A 12,271-nucleotide genomic window follows, 5' to 3' on the forward strand; every position below is an offset into this window, starting at 1 on the left:
GGTGTTCTATCGATATCACAGCAGCCCAATCGGCCAACTGCTTATCGCGGGCGACGCAAGCGGGCTGCAACAACTGCTGATGGAAATTGACAGCAAGCCGTGGAAAATTGGCGAGAGCTGGCAGCCTGCTGGCAAGCAACTCGACGCCGTGTGCCGGCAACTCGATGAGTACTTTGCCGGTCGCCGCAAACGGTTCGAATTAACGCTGGCGCCGCGTGGCACCGAGTTCCAGCGCACGGTATGGCAAGCCCTGCAAGGTATCGGTTACGGCCAAACCAGCAGTTACGCCGAGCTGGCCACCGCGATTGGCCGGCCAAAAGCTGTGCGTGCTGTGGGCACTGCCAATGGCGCCAATCCGATTGCGCTGATTATTCCCTGCCATCGGGTGATCGGCCGCGATGGCAGCCTGACCGGTTATGCCGGCGGCCTGCAACGCAAAGCCCTGCTACTGCGCCTCGAAGGTGCGCAATTCCCCGAGCAGTCGCGGCTCTCGCTTTAAAGCTCGACGCACTGCATGTCGCTGGCAAATTCGACCAGGCCTTTATAGAACGCATTAATCGCCGCCAGCGTTTGCGCCTGCTGATCTACCGTGCGGCTCATGAAATGCGAGAGCAGCACCTGTTTGACCTGCGCATCACGGCTTATTTCGCCAATCCGGCTCGGCAACATATGCATGCGCACCACGACGCCCTTTGCGCCCTCGGGAATGGCGTTGTGTGCAACCAGCAGATCGCTGCCTTGGGCAAGGCGGATCAGGTTGTCACTGTGGCCGCCGTTATCACCGGAAAACGTCAGCGACTTGCCATCGATCTCGACCCGATAAGCCAGCGATGGCACCGGCCCGTGCTCGGCATCAATCGCGGTTATTTTCACCTCGCCGGTGTCCAGCGTTTGTACTTGCGGGCTTGGTGTCAGGTTATGCGCCTTGATCTGGTAACTGGCATTGCCGTTCACATATCCCTGCAAGTAAGGGTAAACGCCCTGCTCACCAACAAAGCGTTGCACGAAGGTTTCGGTATCCGCGAAGAATTTGCTCGCCGTAGGCCCGTAAACCTGCAAGTCGGTCTGCCGGTCAGTGAAGAACAGCGCCTTGATCAGCGCTGCAAAATCGGCGCTGTGATCACTGTGCAAGTGGGTCAGCAGCACAATAGGCACCTGGCTGATATCCACGCCGGCCAGGCCCATATTGTTTGCCGCCCCGTTACCGAGGTCGACCAGCACCTGCGCCACGCCGTCTGCCCACACCACATACGCGCTGGAGGCGCGCTTGTCGTTCAACTCCGGCCCACCGGAACCCAGAACCTGCAGATAAACCCCGGTTTTCGGGCAGGTGGCAGTGGCTGACTTGGATTGGCCGAGTTCGGCCTGAGCGCTTGCCGAACTGGCAATGCAAAACCCCAGCAGCGCGATTGTCCGTTTAAACATGAGCTATCTCCTTATGACTCAGCCAGCGAACGCCGGCACGGTCTCAGAGATAACAGCTTGCTGGCGTGAGGCAAAGGACCAATTACAGATTGATCAACGCAAAACTGGCCACGCACTCATGCCCTGCAAGTTCACCGCCTTCGCGTACCAGGCCGATAGTCTGCATACCGGCTTGCTGGGCTGCGTCGAGTTCTTCGACGACATCCGACAAAAACACGATCGCGTCCGCAGGCAATCCTATCGCTTCGGCAATGCGCTGATAGGAGCCCACTTCACGCTTGGGACCGGAGGTGGTATCAAAGTAGCCGCTGAACAGCGGGCTCAAATCGCCGGCTTCGGAGCAGCCAAAAATCAGCTTCTGCGCCTGAATCGAGCCGGACGAGTAAACGTACAGAGCATAGCCCTGCTGCTTCCAGCGCTTCAGCGCCTCCACTGCGTCAGGATAGACATGGCCCTTGAGTTGGCCATTGGCGTAGCCCTGCTGCCAGATCATGCCCTGCAATGCCTTGAGCGGCGTTGCCTTGCGGTCATCGGCGATCCACTGCAGGAGTATCTCGATAACCCGTATTGTGTCGGCCTCAGGCTCGGCGCTGTCTTCACGAACTGCATCGAGCAACTGCGCCACCTGCGGCTCGTGCGCATGCTCAAGCACGAACGCCGGCAAATGTTCGACCGCGTAGGGAAACAGCACCTCGAAGACAAAACTGACGGCGCTGGTAGTGCCCTCGATATCGGTAAGAATGGCTTTAACAGGCATGATCAGAGCTCTCGAATAGGCAGCGGGCGCTTGAGTTAGTCATCAATACGCGGGAAACGGCTGGCAATGTCTTCGCCGGTAAACTCGGCAACCCAGCCCTCGGGATTATTGAACAGGCGAATCGCCACAAAGTGCGGGCGCTCGCCCATATCGAACCAGTGGCGTGTACCGGCAGGCACTGAGATCAGGTCATTTTTCTCGCACAGTACGGCGTAGACGTGATCATCGATATGCAGGGTGAACAAGCCACGACCCGCCACAAAAAAACGCACTTCGTCTTCTGCATGACGGTGCTCATCCAAAAACTTGGCGCGCAGCTCAGCCTTCTGCGGGTGATCTTCGCTCAGGCTCACCACATCAACGGTGACGTAGCCGCGCTCGCTCATCAGTTGGTCGATCTGGCTTTGGTAAGCGCTGATCACCTCTTCGGAGCTGGCGCCCGGCTTGATCGGCGCACTGGCCTGCCAGCGTTCGAAACGCACGCCCACTTCGGCCAGCGTGCTGCTGATGTCTTCGGCGTGGGTCAGAACCTTGTGTGGCAACTCGGGTGATGACTCATGAAATACGCTCAGGGTGCTCATGGCGATTCCTCAGAAAATAACTAAAAAACGGCTAACGGAGTCAGATCTTGTGCAGCGCGCGCACTTTGAGTTCGCACTCGAAGAGGAACTCAAAGGCTTCAATCTGGCGCAAGGCATCACTCATCTGCGCGCCCCAGGTATACAGCCCATGCCCACGGATCAGATAACCGACGCAGTCCGGGTGCTCATCCAGCCAGACCTGCACCTTGCGGGCTAAGCGCGCGATGTCCTGATCATTGTCGAAGATTGGCACTTCAACCTGACATTCATGGGTGGTGATACCGCTAAAGGCTTTCTGCAACTCGTAATCGGCGAATACCAGCGAATCACTCAGGGTCCAACGCGAGAGTACCGTCGCATTCACCGAATGGGTGTGCAACACGGCGCCAATCGCCTCACTCCAACTGTACAGCTGCGTGTGCAACAGCGTTTCGGCAGAGGGCTTTTTACCGGGCTCAAGGCTGTTGCCGAGCAGGTCGGTGGCCAGCACATCGTCAACGCCCAGCTGGCCCTTGTGCTTGCCAGAAACGGTTAGCAACGCCGAGTCAGTGCTCAGGCGCGCCGAGTAATTACTGCTGGTGGCAGGGGACCAACCGCGTGCGTAAAGGAACTGCCCCGCTTCGATGATCTGCTGCGCAAGTGTTTCGCGAGTCTGGCTCATGGCCGCTCCTCTTTAAGGCAAGTAGCGATGACTGCCGCGCCGGCTAGAACCGCGACGCTGGCAAGCGTGAATGTCCAGGACGAGCCCAAGGTACTCCAACTGTAACCCGAATACAGGGCACCCAGTGCACCGCCCACTCCGGCTAACGCAGCGTAAAGGGCCTGCCCCTGCCCTTGCTGGCGGTCACCGAAGCTGCGTTGCACGAAATGAATCGAGGCGGCATGGAAGCTGCCAAAGGTGGCGGCGTGCATTAGCTGAGCAATGATCAGAACCACCACGTGATCGGCAAAATTGCCCAGCAAGACCCAACGCACGGCGGTTATCAGAAAACTTGCCAACAACACCCGGCGCAGTGAAAAACGCGCCAGCAACTGCGCCATGAACATGAACAGAACGATTTCGGCGAGCACGCCCAGCGCCCAGAAACCACCAATTGCGCCACGCGCATAACCGAGCGCTTCGAGGTGCACGCTGAGAAAGGTGTAGTAAGGGCCATTGCTCAATTGCATCAGGCTCACACTGAGGTAGAAGCCTAATATTTGCGGACGTTTAAGTTGCTCGATGAACCGGCCCTGACCCGCAAATTCGGGCCGATGACGGGGCTGCGCATCCGGCACCCAGAAGCTGCTGATGCAGATCGCCGCCATGATCAGCACGATTGCCAGCGGATAGGCCGCCAAACTCAAATGCTCGAACAATTGCCCGAGGCCGACGACCGCGACGATAAAACCGATGCTGCCCCAGAGGCGGATCTGGCTGTATTTGGCAGCCTGTTCGCGTAAATGCGCCAGGGTGATGACCTCGAACTGCGGCAACACTGCATGCCAGAAAAACGCATGCAGGGCCATCACCAGCGCCAGCCATGCATAACTTTTACTGATGAAGATTCCGGCAAAACTGAACAGCGTGCACACCGCGCCAAAGCGCACGATAGCCAGCCTGCGGCCGGTGTAATCGCCCAGCCAGCCCCACACGTTCGGGGCCACACAACGCATCAGCATGGTAATGGCGATCAGCTCGCCAATACGCGCAGGAGAGAATTCAAGGTAATCGAAGTACAGCGCCAGAAATGGCGCCGTGGCGCCCAGCAGGGCGAAATAGCAGAAGTAGAAACCTGAAAGCCGCCAATACGGCAATGCGCCGGGCATCGCTAACGGCTCAAAATTGGCTGATAACTTGGCGGGCCGCCAACAGGTCGGCCCGAACAAGTCCGGTTGAACCGCAGGTGATCACAACTGCCCGATTACCGGCGTGTTCACGCGCACATCCGCGTTCTGACCGCGATGGCGTAACAGATGATCCATCAGCACGATGGCCATCATCGCCTCGGCAATCGGGGTCGCGCGAATGCCGACGCAAGGGTCGTGTCGGCCCTTGGTGATCACATCTACCGGCTGGCCGTTGATATCAATCGACTGGCCCGGCGTGGTGATGCTCGAAGTAGGCTTGAGCGCCAGATGCGCAACAATCGGCTGGCCGGATGAAATACCGCCCAGAATGCCGCCGGCGTTGTTGCTGAGGAAGCCTTGCGGTGTGAGTTCGTCGCGGTGCTCGGTGCCGCGCTGGGCAACACTGGCGAAACCGGCGCCAATCTCGACACCTTTAACCGCGTTGATGCTCATCAGCGCATGGGCCAGTTCAGCATCGAGGCGATCGAAAATCGGCTCGCCCAAACCGGGCATAACCCCTTCGGCAACAACGGTGATCTTCGCGCCCACGGAATCCTGATCGCGGCGCAGTTGGTCCATGTACGCCTCAAGCTCGGGCACTTTATCGGGATCGGCGCTGAAGAATGCGTTGTTGCCGACGTGTTCCCAACTCTTGAATGGAATCTCGATGGGGCCAAGCTGGCTCATGTAGCCGCGAATGACGATGCCCTGAGTGGCCAGATACTTCTTGGCAATGGCACCGGCGGCCACGCGCATGGCGGTTTCCCGCGCCGAGCTGCGGCCACCGCCACGGTAATCGCGAATGCCGTATTTGTGGTGATAGGTGTAGTCGGCGTGGGCCGGACGGAAGGTGTCCTTGATCGCCGAGTAGTCCTTGGACTTCTGGTCAGTGTTGCGAATCAGCAAGCCGATCGAGCAACCCGTGGTACGGCCCTCGAACACGCCAGACAGAATCTCTACCACGTCATCTTCCTGACGCTGCGTTGTGTGGCGGCTGGTGCCCGGCTTGCGCCGGTCCAGATCCCGCTGCATGTCTTCGAGTGAAAGCTCAAGCCCAGGCGGGCAACCGTCAACAATCGCCACCAACGCCGGGCCATGGCTTTCGCCCGCAGTGGTAACGGAGAACAACTTGCCGTAAGTATTGCCTGACATGTGCTAAACACTCCACGTGAATCAATTCAGGGGCCATTCCTGTAGTCTGCGCAGGCTATGAAGCCCCAGTTTGCACAGCCATGCGATAACAGCCAAAAATGCAGGCCGCGAGTATACCCGTGCAGCACGCGCAGTTCACCCTTGGCCACACAAGTGCTGCACAAGCTTCACTGGCGCATTCGCGCCCAGGAGTATTTGTTGCCTGCATAGAACCTTCCGCCGCTGCGACTATCCAATCATCACCCGATGCCAATGTGCCTATATATGTTGCGAGTTCTCCTCTTGACCCTCACCCTGTTCGCCCCACTCGCCCAGGCGGCGCAAGCTGTATTGCAGCGCCCAGTGAACTTGCAGACCAGCCAGGGCACACTCTTTGGCACGCTCGAACTGCCCAAGACTGACGCGCAAATGCCCGTGGTGTTGCTCATTGCAGGTTCCGGCCCAACCGACCGTAACGGCAATAATCCGGGTGGCGGCCACAACGACACGCTGCGTCGGCTGGCCAAGCAATTGGCGCAGCGCGGTATCGCCACCTTGCGCTACGACAAACGCGGCGTCGCTGCCAGCCGCCCCGCGACGCCCAATGAGCGTGATCTCAGCGTCGAGCAGTATGTGGCCGACGCGCAAGGTTGGCTGAAAATGCTGCGAGGCGACGCGCGCTTCAACAAGGTTTTCGTCGCGGGCCACAGTGAAGGCGCGTTGATCGCCAGCCTGAGCGCCGATAAGTTCAAGGTTGACGGTATTGTCTCGATTGCCGGCAGTTCAAGGCCGATTGATCAGGTTCTGCGCGAACAGCTCAGCTATCGCCTGCCACCTGCCCTGCTGGGCAAAAGTTCGACCATTCTCGACTCGCTGATTGCCGGTAAACCGACACTTGATGTGCCGCAAGAACTTGAGGTGTTGTTCAGGCCCACGGTACAGCCCTATCTGATCAGCCTGTTCCGTCAGGATCCGGCCAAGGCCTTCAACCAGGCCGATGCACCGGCGCTGATTATTCAGGGTGACCATGACATTCAGGTCGATGTCGCCGACGCACTGCGCCTCAAGGAAGCTCGCCCCGACGCGCAACTGGTGGTCATCAAGGGCATGAACCATGTTCTGCGCATTGTCCCGCTGGACATGAAGGCGCAACTGGCCTCTTACGACAATCCGAAACTGCCGCTGGCGCGTGAATTGATCGACGCGCTGAGCCAGTTCATTGAACACACCGACCAGTAGCCATTTAAGAATGCTGAACAGCGGCCGATAGCGTAAATGCCTCCACCGGTATAGCGCACAGGATCGCCTATCATGCTCGACAGCCCAGTTGAAGAACCGACCGCCCCAGAGGCGCCTGCCGTCGATCAGCCACATCCGTGGGCCAATATCGCTCCCAGCCAGTTCCGCTTGCTGCGTCTGAGCGCGCTCAACGCGGACAGCCACACGGGCGCGCGACCGCTGAGATTTGTCCAATACGGCCGGGCCGAGCGCCACGGCAATGGCCAGAGCCTGCTGCGTTTGAGCGTACAGGTGCCGGAACTGGCGCAACGCAAAGCGCAGAACTGCCTGGAAGTGTGGATCGATCATCGCAACAAAGAAGTGCGTTTTGGCCCGGACAACGGTTTACGCATCGAGCCGCAAAACCGTGGCTTGGGGCGCTTTCTGCTGGCTCAGGGCATTGCCTGGGCGCAGCAACATTGCGCTCATTACATGATTGAAGGTGGCGCACTCTCAGTCAAACAGTCGCCTACACCGGCGGCCCGGCAACTGCGCGACCATATGCTGCAAATGCTTGGTTTCACCCTTGAGTACAGCGATGCGCAGCAACTCAAGGCTCAATACAGCGCCCCACGTGTGGGCAGCCTGAATAGCGACTGGAATGTCCAGAAAGTGCAAATTATCGAAGTCATCGAGGCCGCCCAGATGCTCGAACAAGCCGACCGCAGCCTGCTCGAGCAGGCTATAAAACTGCGCAAGGTTGAAGAGCGCATGGAGCAGTTCAAGCGTGAAGACTCAGGCCTGCGCTTCACTATCGCCTGCCTGGTAACTTTCAGTTTGTTTCAGGCAGGCTTATTGATCTGGATCGCCACCCATTGAAGCGCTGCCGTTAACCGCCAGCGCGCTCACGGAACAACGCCTGATGCTCGCGGCATTGCTCGGCCGCCAACAAGAACACGCCATGCCCGCCGTTGCTGAAGTCCAGCCAGGTAAAGTCGACCTCTGGGTATAGCGCCTGCACGTGGACCTGGCTATTGCCCACCTCGACCACCAGCGTGCCTTGCTCGGTCAGGTGATCGGCGGCCTCGGCGAGCATTCTGCGCACCAAATCCAAGCCGTCATTGCCACAGGCAAGGCCAAGTTCCGGTTCGTGATGGTATTCGGCTGGCATATCGGCGAAATCTTCCGCATCGACATAAGGCGGGTTTGACACAATCAGGTCGAAACGCTGGCCGGGCAAGCCCTCGAAACCATCGCCCTGAACGGTATATACGCGCTCCTCAATGCCGTGGCGCTCGATGTTCTGGTTGGCGACTTCCAATGCGTCATACGAAAGGTCGGCAAGCACCACCTCGGCTTCCATGAACTCGTAGGCACAGGCGATACCAATACAGCCCGAGCCGGTGCACAGGTCAAGAATGCGCATTGGCTCTTTGGCCAGCCAAGGCCGGAAGCGTTTATCAATCAACTCGGCAATCGGTGAGCGCGGCACCAGCACCCGCTCATCCACCAGAAACGGCAGGCCGCAAAACCAGGCCTCTCCCAGCAGGTAGGCGGTGGGCACTCGTTCTTCGATGCGTTTTTTTAACAACGCCTGCAAATGCGCGTGTTCGTCATCTTCAAGGCGGCAATCGAGGTAGCTATCGGCAATTTCCCAAGGCAGATGCAATGCGCCGAGGACCAGCTGGCGCGCCTCATCCCAGGCGTTGTCTGTGCCGTGACCAAAAAACAGTTCTTCACTCTGAAAGCGGCTGACAGCCCAGCGAATGTAGTCACGCAAAGTGCGCAAACGGGTGGTTGCTGCAAACATATCGGCACTCTCAAGAACGGCGAAAAGAGCCACTAGTTTACAGAACATTAAATCTACCGGCAGGCCCCTGCACACCCAGGCGCAAACGGACTGCTCAGTCAGGGCGCTTATTTGCCCATTTAAGCCGCTAAAGCAGCGGTGCTGACCTGCCAATCCCCCAATGGCACCGTTATAATTCGCAACGAATTTTTAACCCTTCCTACCCACTTAACGACTTGAGAAATCTCACAAAATGGTCATTGACCCTTTTTCGCTCACGGGCTTGCTCGTGCTGGCGATATTCCTTATTGGCATGACGCTAATCGTTTTTGAAGCACAGTTGGAGATGGATAAGTTCAAGCCCGCCATGTTCATGATGTCTGGCCTGATTGTCATCGGCGCTCATTACGCCCTCACCGATCCCAACGGCTTCCAGTATTTCCTCCACGCCCAAAGCGAAACCAAGGGCGAACTGTTCGGCCTGATCGCCTTCATGGCGTTCATGTGGATGGTGGTCGAACTGCTCAATGAACGTAACGTGTTCACCGCGCTTAACGGCTACCTGATGGGTAAAGGCTTGGGCGCCAGAGGCATGTTCTGGGCGACGGGGGCGCTGTCCGCTCTGCTTTCACCGTTCCTCAACAACATCACCACGGCGATGATTTTCGGTAAAACCGTAAAGAACATTTCGGTCAACCAGCGCTACACCCACATTGCCCTGTGCAACATCGTGATTGCCTCAAACTCAGGCGTCTGGTTCCTGGGAACCTCAACCAGCCTGATGGTGGTGCTGGCCGGAAAAATCAGCATTGCCGGGCTGCTCCTGCTGATCCCGTCCGCACTCATTGGCTGGCTGATCTTTGCCGCCGCCCTGCACTTTTTCTACCTGCGCAAACTCAGTGACGAGCAACTGATTCACATTGCCGACCAGTCAGAAACGGCGCTCAAGCCGGGCGGCGCGGGCTTGGCAGTGGTTGGCTTTTTCGCGGTTGTCGGCGCGGTTCTGTGCAACGTATTCCTGCGTGTAAGCATCGAATTCGCCATCGGTATTGGCCTGGGCATGGTCGCGATCTACGCGTGGTGGTTGATACGCAAGGGCATTGAAATGCCCTGGCAGGATCAACTGCAGAAGGTCGAGTGGAACGCCCTGCTGTTCTTCATCGGCATCATCACCGCTGTTTCATGCCTTAACCATGTCGGCTGGCTGTCGTATATCTCGCGCTTGTTCGAGATCATGCACCCCACCAGCGTCAACATGATTCTGGGCGTCGCCTCTGGCGTGATGGACAACGTACCGGTAGAAGCCGCTGCATTGATGTCCAACCCGCAACTGGGCCTCGACCAGTGGGCACTGAATGCGCTGATGGTGGGCATTGGCGGTTCGCTTACCGTGGTGGGCTCTGCTGCCGGGGTTATGGCCATGTCGCTCGATAAGACTTATAGCTTCGGCGTGCACATGAAGTTTTTGCCGGTGATCCTGCTGAACTTCTTCGGCTCTCTGGGCATCTGGTATATACAGTTCCAGGTGTTCGGGCTGTACTGACCGCACTGTGCGGTTATGCGCTCAGGTTGAACACCTGTTCGCATAACCGCTGAAGGCATTTCGCTACTAACCCTACCCAGCGCGGCAATTATCCGTAAGAATACAGGGGATAGAGCGCGTCCCGGCTCAAAGACCCAACGAGCCCTGAATACCCGGCGCAATAAAAGTCGCTCGCTGAATTTAACCTGCCGAAACCTTTAAATGGTTCACAGTCGTTATATTCAAGCGGAGAATGATCACTGTCGTATGCGCAGCAAGGACCCTTCAATGTCATATCCACAAACGTTGCTTCAACTCACCGGGCGTAGTTTTGCTCCGGCCACGATGCGCAATGCCACATTGCTGATTATTGATGCCCAGGAAGAATACCGCAGCGGCGTTCTACAACTGCCTAACGTAGAATCGGCCCTTAGCGAAATCGCCAATCTGCTGGCCGCGGCCCGCGCTGCCGGCATTCCTGTGGTCCACGTCAAACACCTGGGAATCCCAGGCGGCGTGCTCGATCCACGCGGCCCGCGTGGTGAACACATTCCTGAAGCAGCACCGATTGCCGGTGAAACCGTCGTCGAGAAGCGCCTACCTAACGCGTTCTCGGGCACCGACCTGCACGAGCGCTTGCAAGCACTCGGCCGACTCGACCTGATTGTTTGCGGGTTCATGACCCATTCGAGCATCAGCACCACGGTCCGCGCCACCAAAGATTATGGCTACCGCTGCACCATCGTCGATGCGGCCTGCGCAACCCGCGACTTGCCGACACCAGACGGTAAAGTGATGAGCGCTGCTGACATCCACAATGCTGAAATTGTCACCCTTGCTGACAACTTTGCCGCGATCGTCCCCAACGCCAGCGCGCTGATCTGATCCGGCTTGTGGTTCACACTGAGCTATCAGTGTGAACCACTGTCGAGACTGCCGGTCTCACACTCGATAACCCAAGAGGAAATCGGGATGAAACTATCCAATGGTTTTGATGCACGCCGATTGCGTCCGCGCGAGCCGCGCAGTTGGCGCCTGCGCGCAGCCTTTGCCTTAGGCGCGTTACTGGCGGCATTCGGCATATTGCTGGCGATGGCCGGCGCAGCGACCCTGCTCGGCCAGCCGGCCGCACTCGGCCCACTCAACGACTCAGTTGGGGCTTCGGTGACCATGCTGGTTATCGGCCTGATTCTGCTCTGGTCCGGTATCGGAGTCTGGCGTATGTGTCGTCGGCGTCTGCGTCGCCCGAGCGACCTCAGCATGCCTTCGCACCTGATGAAAAAACGCGATTAACGCGGCTCTGCAACAAACATCTGGCATCCTTCGGTACACTATCGGCCTTGGAGGAGGCCCCGATGCAAGACGACGATTTTTCCCTGTTCAAAGCCGAGCTGCGCGGCGTTAAACCCTTAACGCAAGATCGTGCCGATACCGGCAAATCGCGCCCGGACGTCAAACGCCTGGCCACTTTGCGCCAAGCGGCGGCAACGCGGGTTGAGTCGATCAAGGTCGACGGCCTTTCCGACCAGTTTGTAATTGACGTTGGCGCTGAAGATCCGCTGCACTGGGCGGCCAATGGCGTGCAGGAAGGCCAGATGCGCAAGCTCAAGCTGGGCCAGATTGCCTTCGACGGCAGCCTCGATCTGCACGGCATGAGTGTCGAGAAAGCCCGCGACACCCTGTGGGAGTTTCTGGCCGAGGCCAACAAGTTCGAAGTCCGTTGTGTACGTGTCACCCACGGCAAGGCTGCACGCAAAGACGGTCGCAAACCCCTGATCAAAAGCCATGTAAACACCTGGCTGCGCCAGCATCCGCAGGTGCTCGGCTTCACCTCTTGCCTGCCCAAACACGGGGGCACTGGCGCGGTTTATGTGATGCTCAAACGCACCATGATGGACGGCCGTGACGAGTAATTTTGGGCGCCATTGCCTGCGCGCATTCACCCCGAATGCGCGCACCGATTGATACAACACTTGCCAGTTTCGGGTCAGCGCCCTAACCTGCCCGTCTGTGCCTAT

Annotated in this window: 14 protein-coding genes; 7 read left to right on the forward strand and 7 right to left on the reverse strand. The window is 58.2% G+C overall.

What is annotated here, in order from left to right:
- The first annotated feature begins 1 nt into the window (after nucleotide 1).
- A complete protein-coding gene (locus tag BM395_RS00180; RefSeq protein ID WP_090509144.1) occupies nucleotides 2-499 on the forward strand; it encodes a methylated-DNA--[protein]-cysteine S-methyltransferase in 498 nt (165 codons plus the stop codon).
- On the opposite strand, the gene BM395_RS00185 is transcribed toward BM395_RS00180, so the two are convergent.
- The 6 genes from BM395_RS00185 to aroC all read right to left on the reverse strand — a co-directional run bounded on the left by BM395_RS00185 (nucleotide 496) and on the right by aroC (nucleotide 5,745).
- Nucleotides 496-1,425, reverse strand: coding sequence for an MBL fold metallo-hydrolase (locus BM395_RS00185; RefSeq protein ID WP_090508485.1), 930 nt, complete (start codon nucleotides 1,423-1,425; stop codon nucleotides 496-498). The two genes, BM395_RS00180 and BM395_RS00185, sit on opposite strands and share 4 nt — an antisense overlap.
- An 82-nt stretch (nucleotides 1,426-1,507) precedes the next feature.
- On the reverse strand, nucleotides 1,508-2,182 hold the full coding sequence (gene mtnC, locus BM395_RS00190) for an acireductone synthase (protein WP_090508486.1): 675 nt from the start codon (nucleotides 2,180-2,182) through the stop codon (nucleotides 1,508-1,510).
- 35 nt (nucleotides 2,183-2,217) lie between these two features.
- Nucleotides 2,218-2,763, reverse strand: a complete 546-nt coding sequence (locus BM395_RS00195; protein ID WP_069898652.1) for a 1,2-dihydroxy-3-keto-5-methylthiopentene dioxygenase — start codon at nucleotides 2,761-2,763, stop codon at nucleotides 2,218-2,220.
- Between the two features lie 40 nt (nucleotides 2,764-2,803).
- A complete protein-coding gene (locus tag BM395_RS00200) occupies nucleotides 2,804-3,424 on the reverse strand; it encodes a methylthioribulose 1-phosphate dehydratase (RefSeq protein ID WP_090508487.1) in 621 nt (206 codons plus the stop codon).
- Nucleotides 3,421-4,572 carry an MFS transporter gene (locus BM395_RS00205; RefSeq protein WP_069898656.1) on the reverse strand — a complete coding sequence of 384 codons (1,152 nt, stop codon included), beginning with the start codon at nucleotides 4,570-4,572 and terminating at the stop codon, nucleotides 3,421-3,423. Before BM395_RS00205 ends, BM395_RS00200 begins: the two co-directional genes overlap by 4 nt.
- Nucleotides 4,573-4,653: 81 nt before the next feature.
- Nucleotides 4,654-5,745, reverse strand: coding sequence for a chorismate synthase (aroC, locus tag BM395_RS00210; RefSeq protein ID WP_090508488.1), 1,092 nt, complete (start codon nucleotides 5,743-5,745; stop codon nucleotides 4,654-4,656).
- A 264-nt stretch (nucleotides 5,746-6,009) separates the two neighbouring features.
- On the opposite strand from aroC, the gene BM395_RS00215 reads away from it, so the two are divergent.
- A complete protein-coding gene (locus BM395_RS00215) occupies nucleotides 6,010-6,963 on the forward strand; it encodes an alpha/beta hydrolase family protein (RefSeq protein WP_090508489.1) in 954 nt (317 codons plus the stop codon).
- Nucleotides 6,964-7,035: 72 nt separating this feature from the next.
- Nucleotides 7,036-7,821, forward strand: coding sequence for a hypothetical protein (locus BM395_RS00220; protein ID WP_090508490.1), 786 nt, complete (start codon nucleotides 7,036-7,038; stop codon nucleotides 7,819-7,821).
- A gap of 10 nt (nucleotides 7,822-7,831) precedes the next feature.
- Here BM395_RS00220 and prmB read toward each other — a convergent pair whose 3' ends face one another.
- Nucleotides 7,832-8,752 (reverse strand): 50S ribosomal protein L3 N(5)-glutamine methyltransferase, encoded by a 921-nt coding sequence (gene prmB, locus BM395_RS00225; protein WP_090508491.1) that lies wholly within the window; start codon nucleotides 8,750-8,752, stop codon nucleotides 7,832-7,834.
- Nucleotides 8,753-8,984: 232 nt separating this feature from the next.
- On the opposite strand from prmB, the gene nhaD reads away from it, so the two are divergent.
- The 4 genes from nhaD to BM395_RS00245 all read left to right on the forward strand — a co-directional run bounded on the left by nhaD (nucleotide 8,985) and on the right by BM395_RS00245 (nucleotide 12,166).
- Nucleotides 8,985-10,274: a sodium:proton antiporter NhaD gene (gene nhaD / locus BM395_RS00230; protein ID WP_069898665.1), complete on the forward strand. Its 1,290-nt coding sequence runs from the start codon at nucleotides 8,985-8,987 to the stop codon at nucleotides 10,272-10,274.
- A 267-nt stretch (nucleotides 10,275-10,541) separates the two neighbouring features.
- Entirely contained in the window at nucleotides 10,542-11,138 is a 597-nt protein-coding gene (locus BM395_RS00235) for a cysteine hydrolase family protein (protein ID WP_090509146.1), read from the forward strand.
- Nucleotides 11,139-11,225: 87 nt separating this feature from the next.
- A complete protein-coding gene (locus tag BM395_RS00240; RefSeq protein ID WP_069898667.1) occupies nucleotides 11,226-11,546 on the forward strand; it encodes a hypothetical protein in 321 nt (106 codons plus the stop codon).
- 62 nt (nucleotides 11,547-11,608) lie between these two features.
- Nucleotides 11,609-12,166 (forward strand): Smr/MutS family protein, encoded by a 558-nt coding sequence (locus tag BM395_RS00245; protein ID WP_069898669.1) that lies wholly within the window; start codon nucleotides 11,609-11,611, stop codon nucleotides 12,164-12,166.
- Nucleotides 12,167-12,271: the final 105 nt, after the last annotated feature.

The sequence above is a fragment of the Pseudomonas marincola genome, assembly GCF_900116605.1.
Lineage (GTDB): Bacteria > Pseudomonadota > Gammaproteobacteria > Pseudomonadales > Pseudomonadaceae > Aquipseudomonas > Aquipseudomonas marincola.

What these genes read in the sequence shown, in the direction of transcription:
- BM395_RS00185 (WP_090508485.1), bottom strand. Translation starts at nt 1,425, where the DNA reads ATGTTTAAACGGACAATCGCGCTGCTGGGGTTTTGCATTGCCAGTTCG.
- mtnC (WP_090508486.1), bottom strand. Translation starts at nt 2,182, where the DNA reads ATGCCTGTTAAAGCCATTCTTACCGATATCGAGGGCACTACCAGCGCC.
- BM395_RS00195 (WP_069898652.1), bottom strand. Translation starts at nt 2,763, where the DNA reads ATGAGCACCCTGAGCGTATTTCATGAGTCATCACCCGAGTTGCCACAC.
- BM395_RS00200 (WP_090508487.1), bottom strand. Translation starts at nt 3,424, where the DNA reads ATGAGCCAGACTCGCGAAACACTTGCGCAGCAGATCATCGAAGCGGGG.
- BM395_RS00205 (WP_069898656.1), bottom strand. Translation starts at nt 4,572, where the DNA reads ATGCCCGGCGCATTGCCGTATTGGCGGCTTTCAGGTTTCTACTTCTGC.
- aroC (WP_090508488.1), bottom strand. Translation starts at nt 5,745, where the DNA reads ATGTCAGGCAATACTTACGGCAAGTTGTTCTCCGTTACCACTGCGGGC.
- BM395_RS00215 (WP_090508489.1), top strand. Translation starts at nt 6,010, where the DNA reads ATGTTGCGAGTTCTCCTCTTGACCCTCACCCTGTTCGCCCCACTCGCC.
- BM395_RS00220 (WP_090508490.1), top strand. Translation starts at nt 7,036, where the DNA reads ATGCTCGACAGCCCAGTTGAAGAACCGACCGCCCCAGAGGCGCCTGCC.
- prmB (WP_090508491.1), bottom strand. Translation starts at nt 8,752, where the DNA reads ATGTTTGCAGCAACCACCCGTTTGCGCACTTTGCGTGACTACATTCGC.
- nhaD (WP_069898665.1), top strand. Translation starts at nt 8,985, where the DNA reads ATGGTCATTGACCCTTTTTCGCTCACGGGCTTGCTCGTGCTGGCGATA.
- BM395_RS00235 (WP_090509146.1), top strand. Translation starts at nt 10,542, where the DNA reads ATGTCATATCCACAAACGTTGCTTCAACTCACCGGGCGTAGTTTTGCT.
- BM395_RS00240 (WP_069898667.1), top strand. Translation starts at nt 11,226, where the DNA reads ATGAAACTATCCAATGGTTTTGATGCACGCCGATTGCGTCCGCGCGAG.
- BM395_RS00245 (WP_069898669.1), top strand. Translation starts at nt 11,609, where the DNA reads ATGCAAGACGACGATTTTTCCCTGTTCAAAGCCGAGCTGCGCGGCGTT.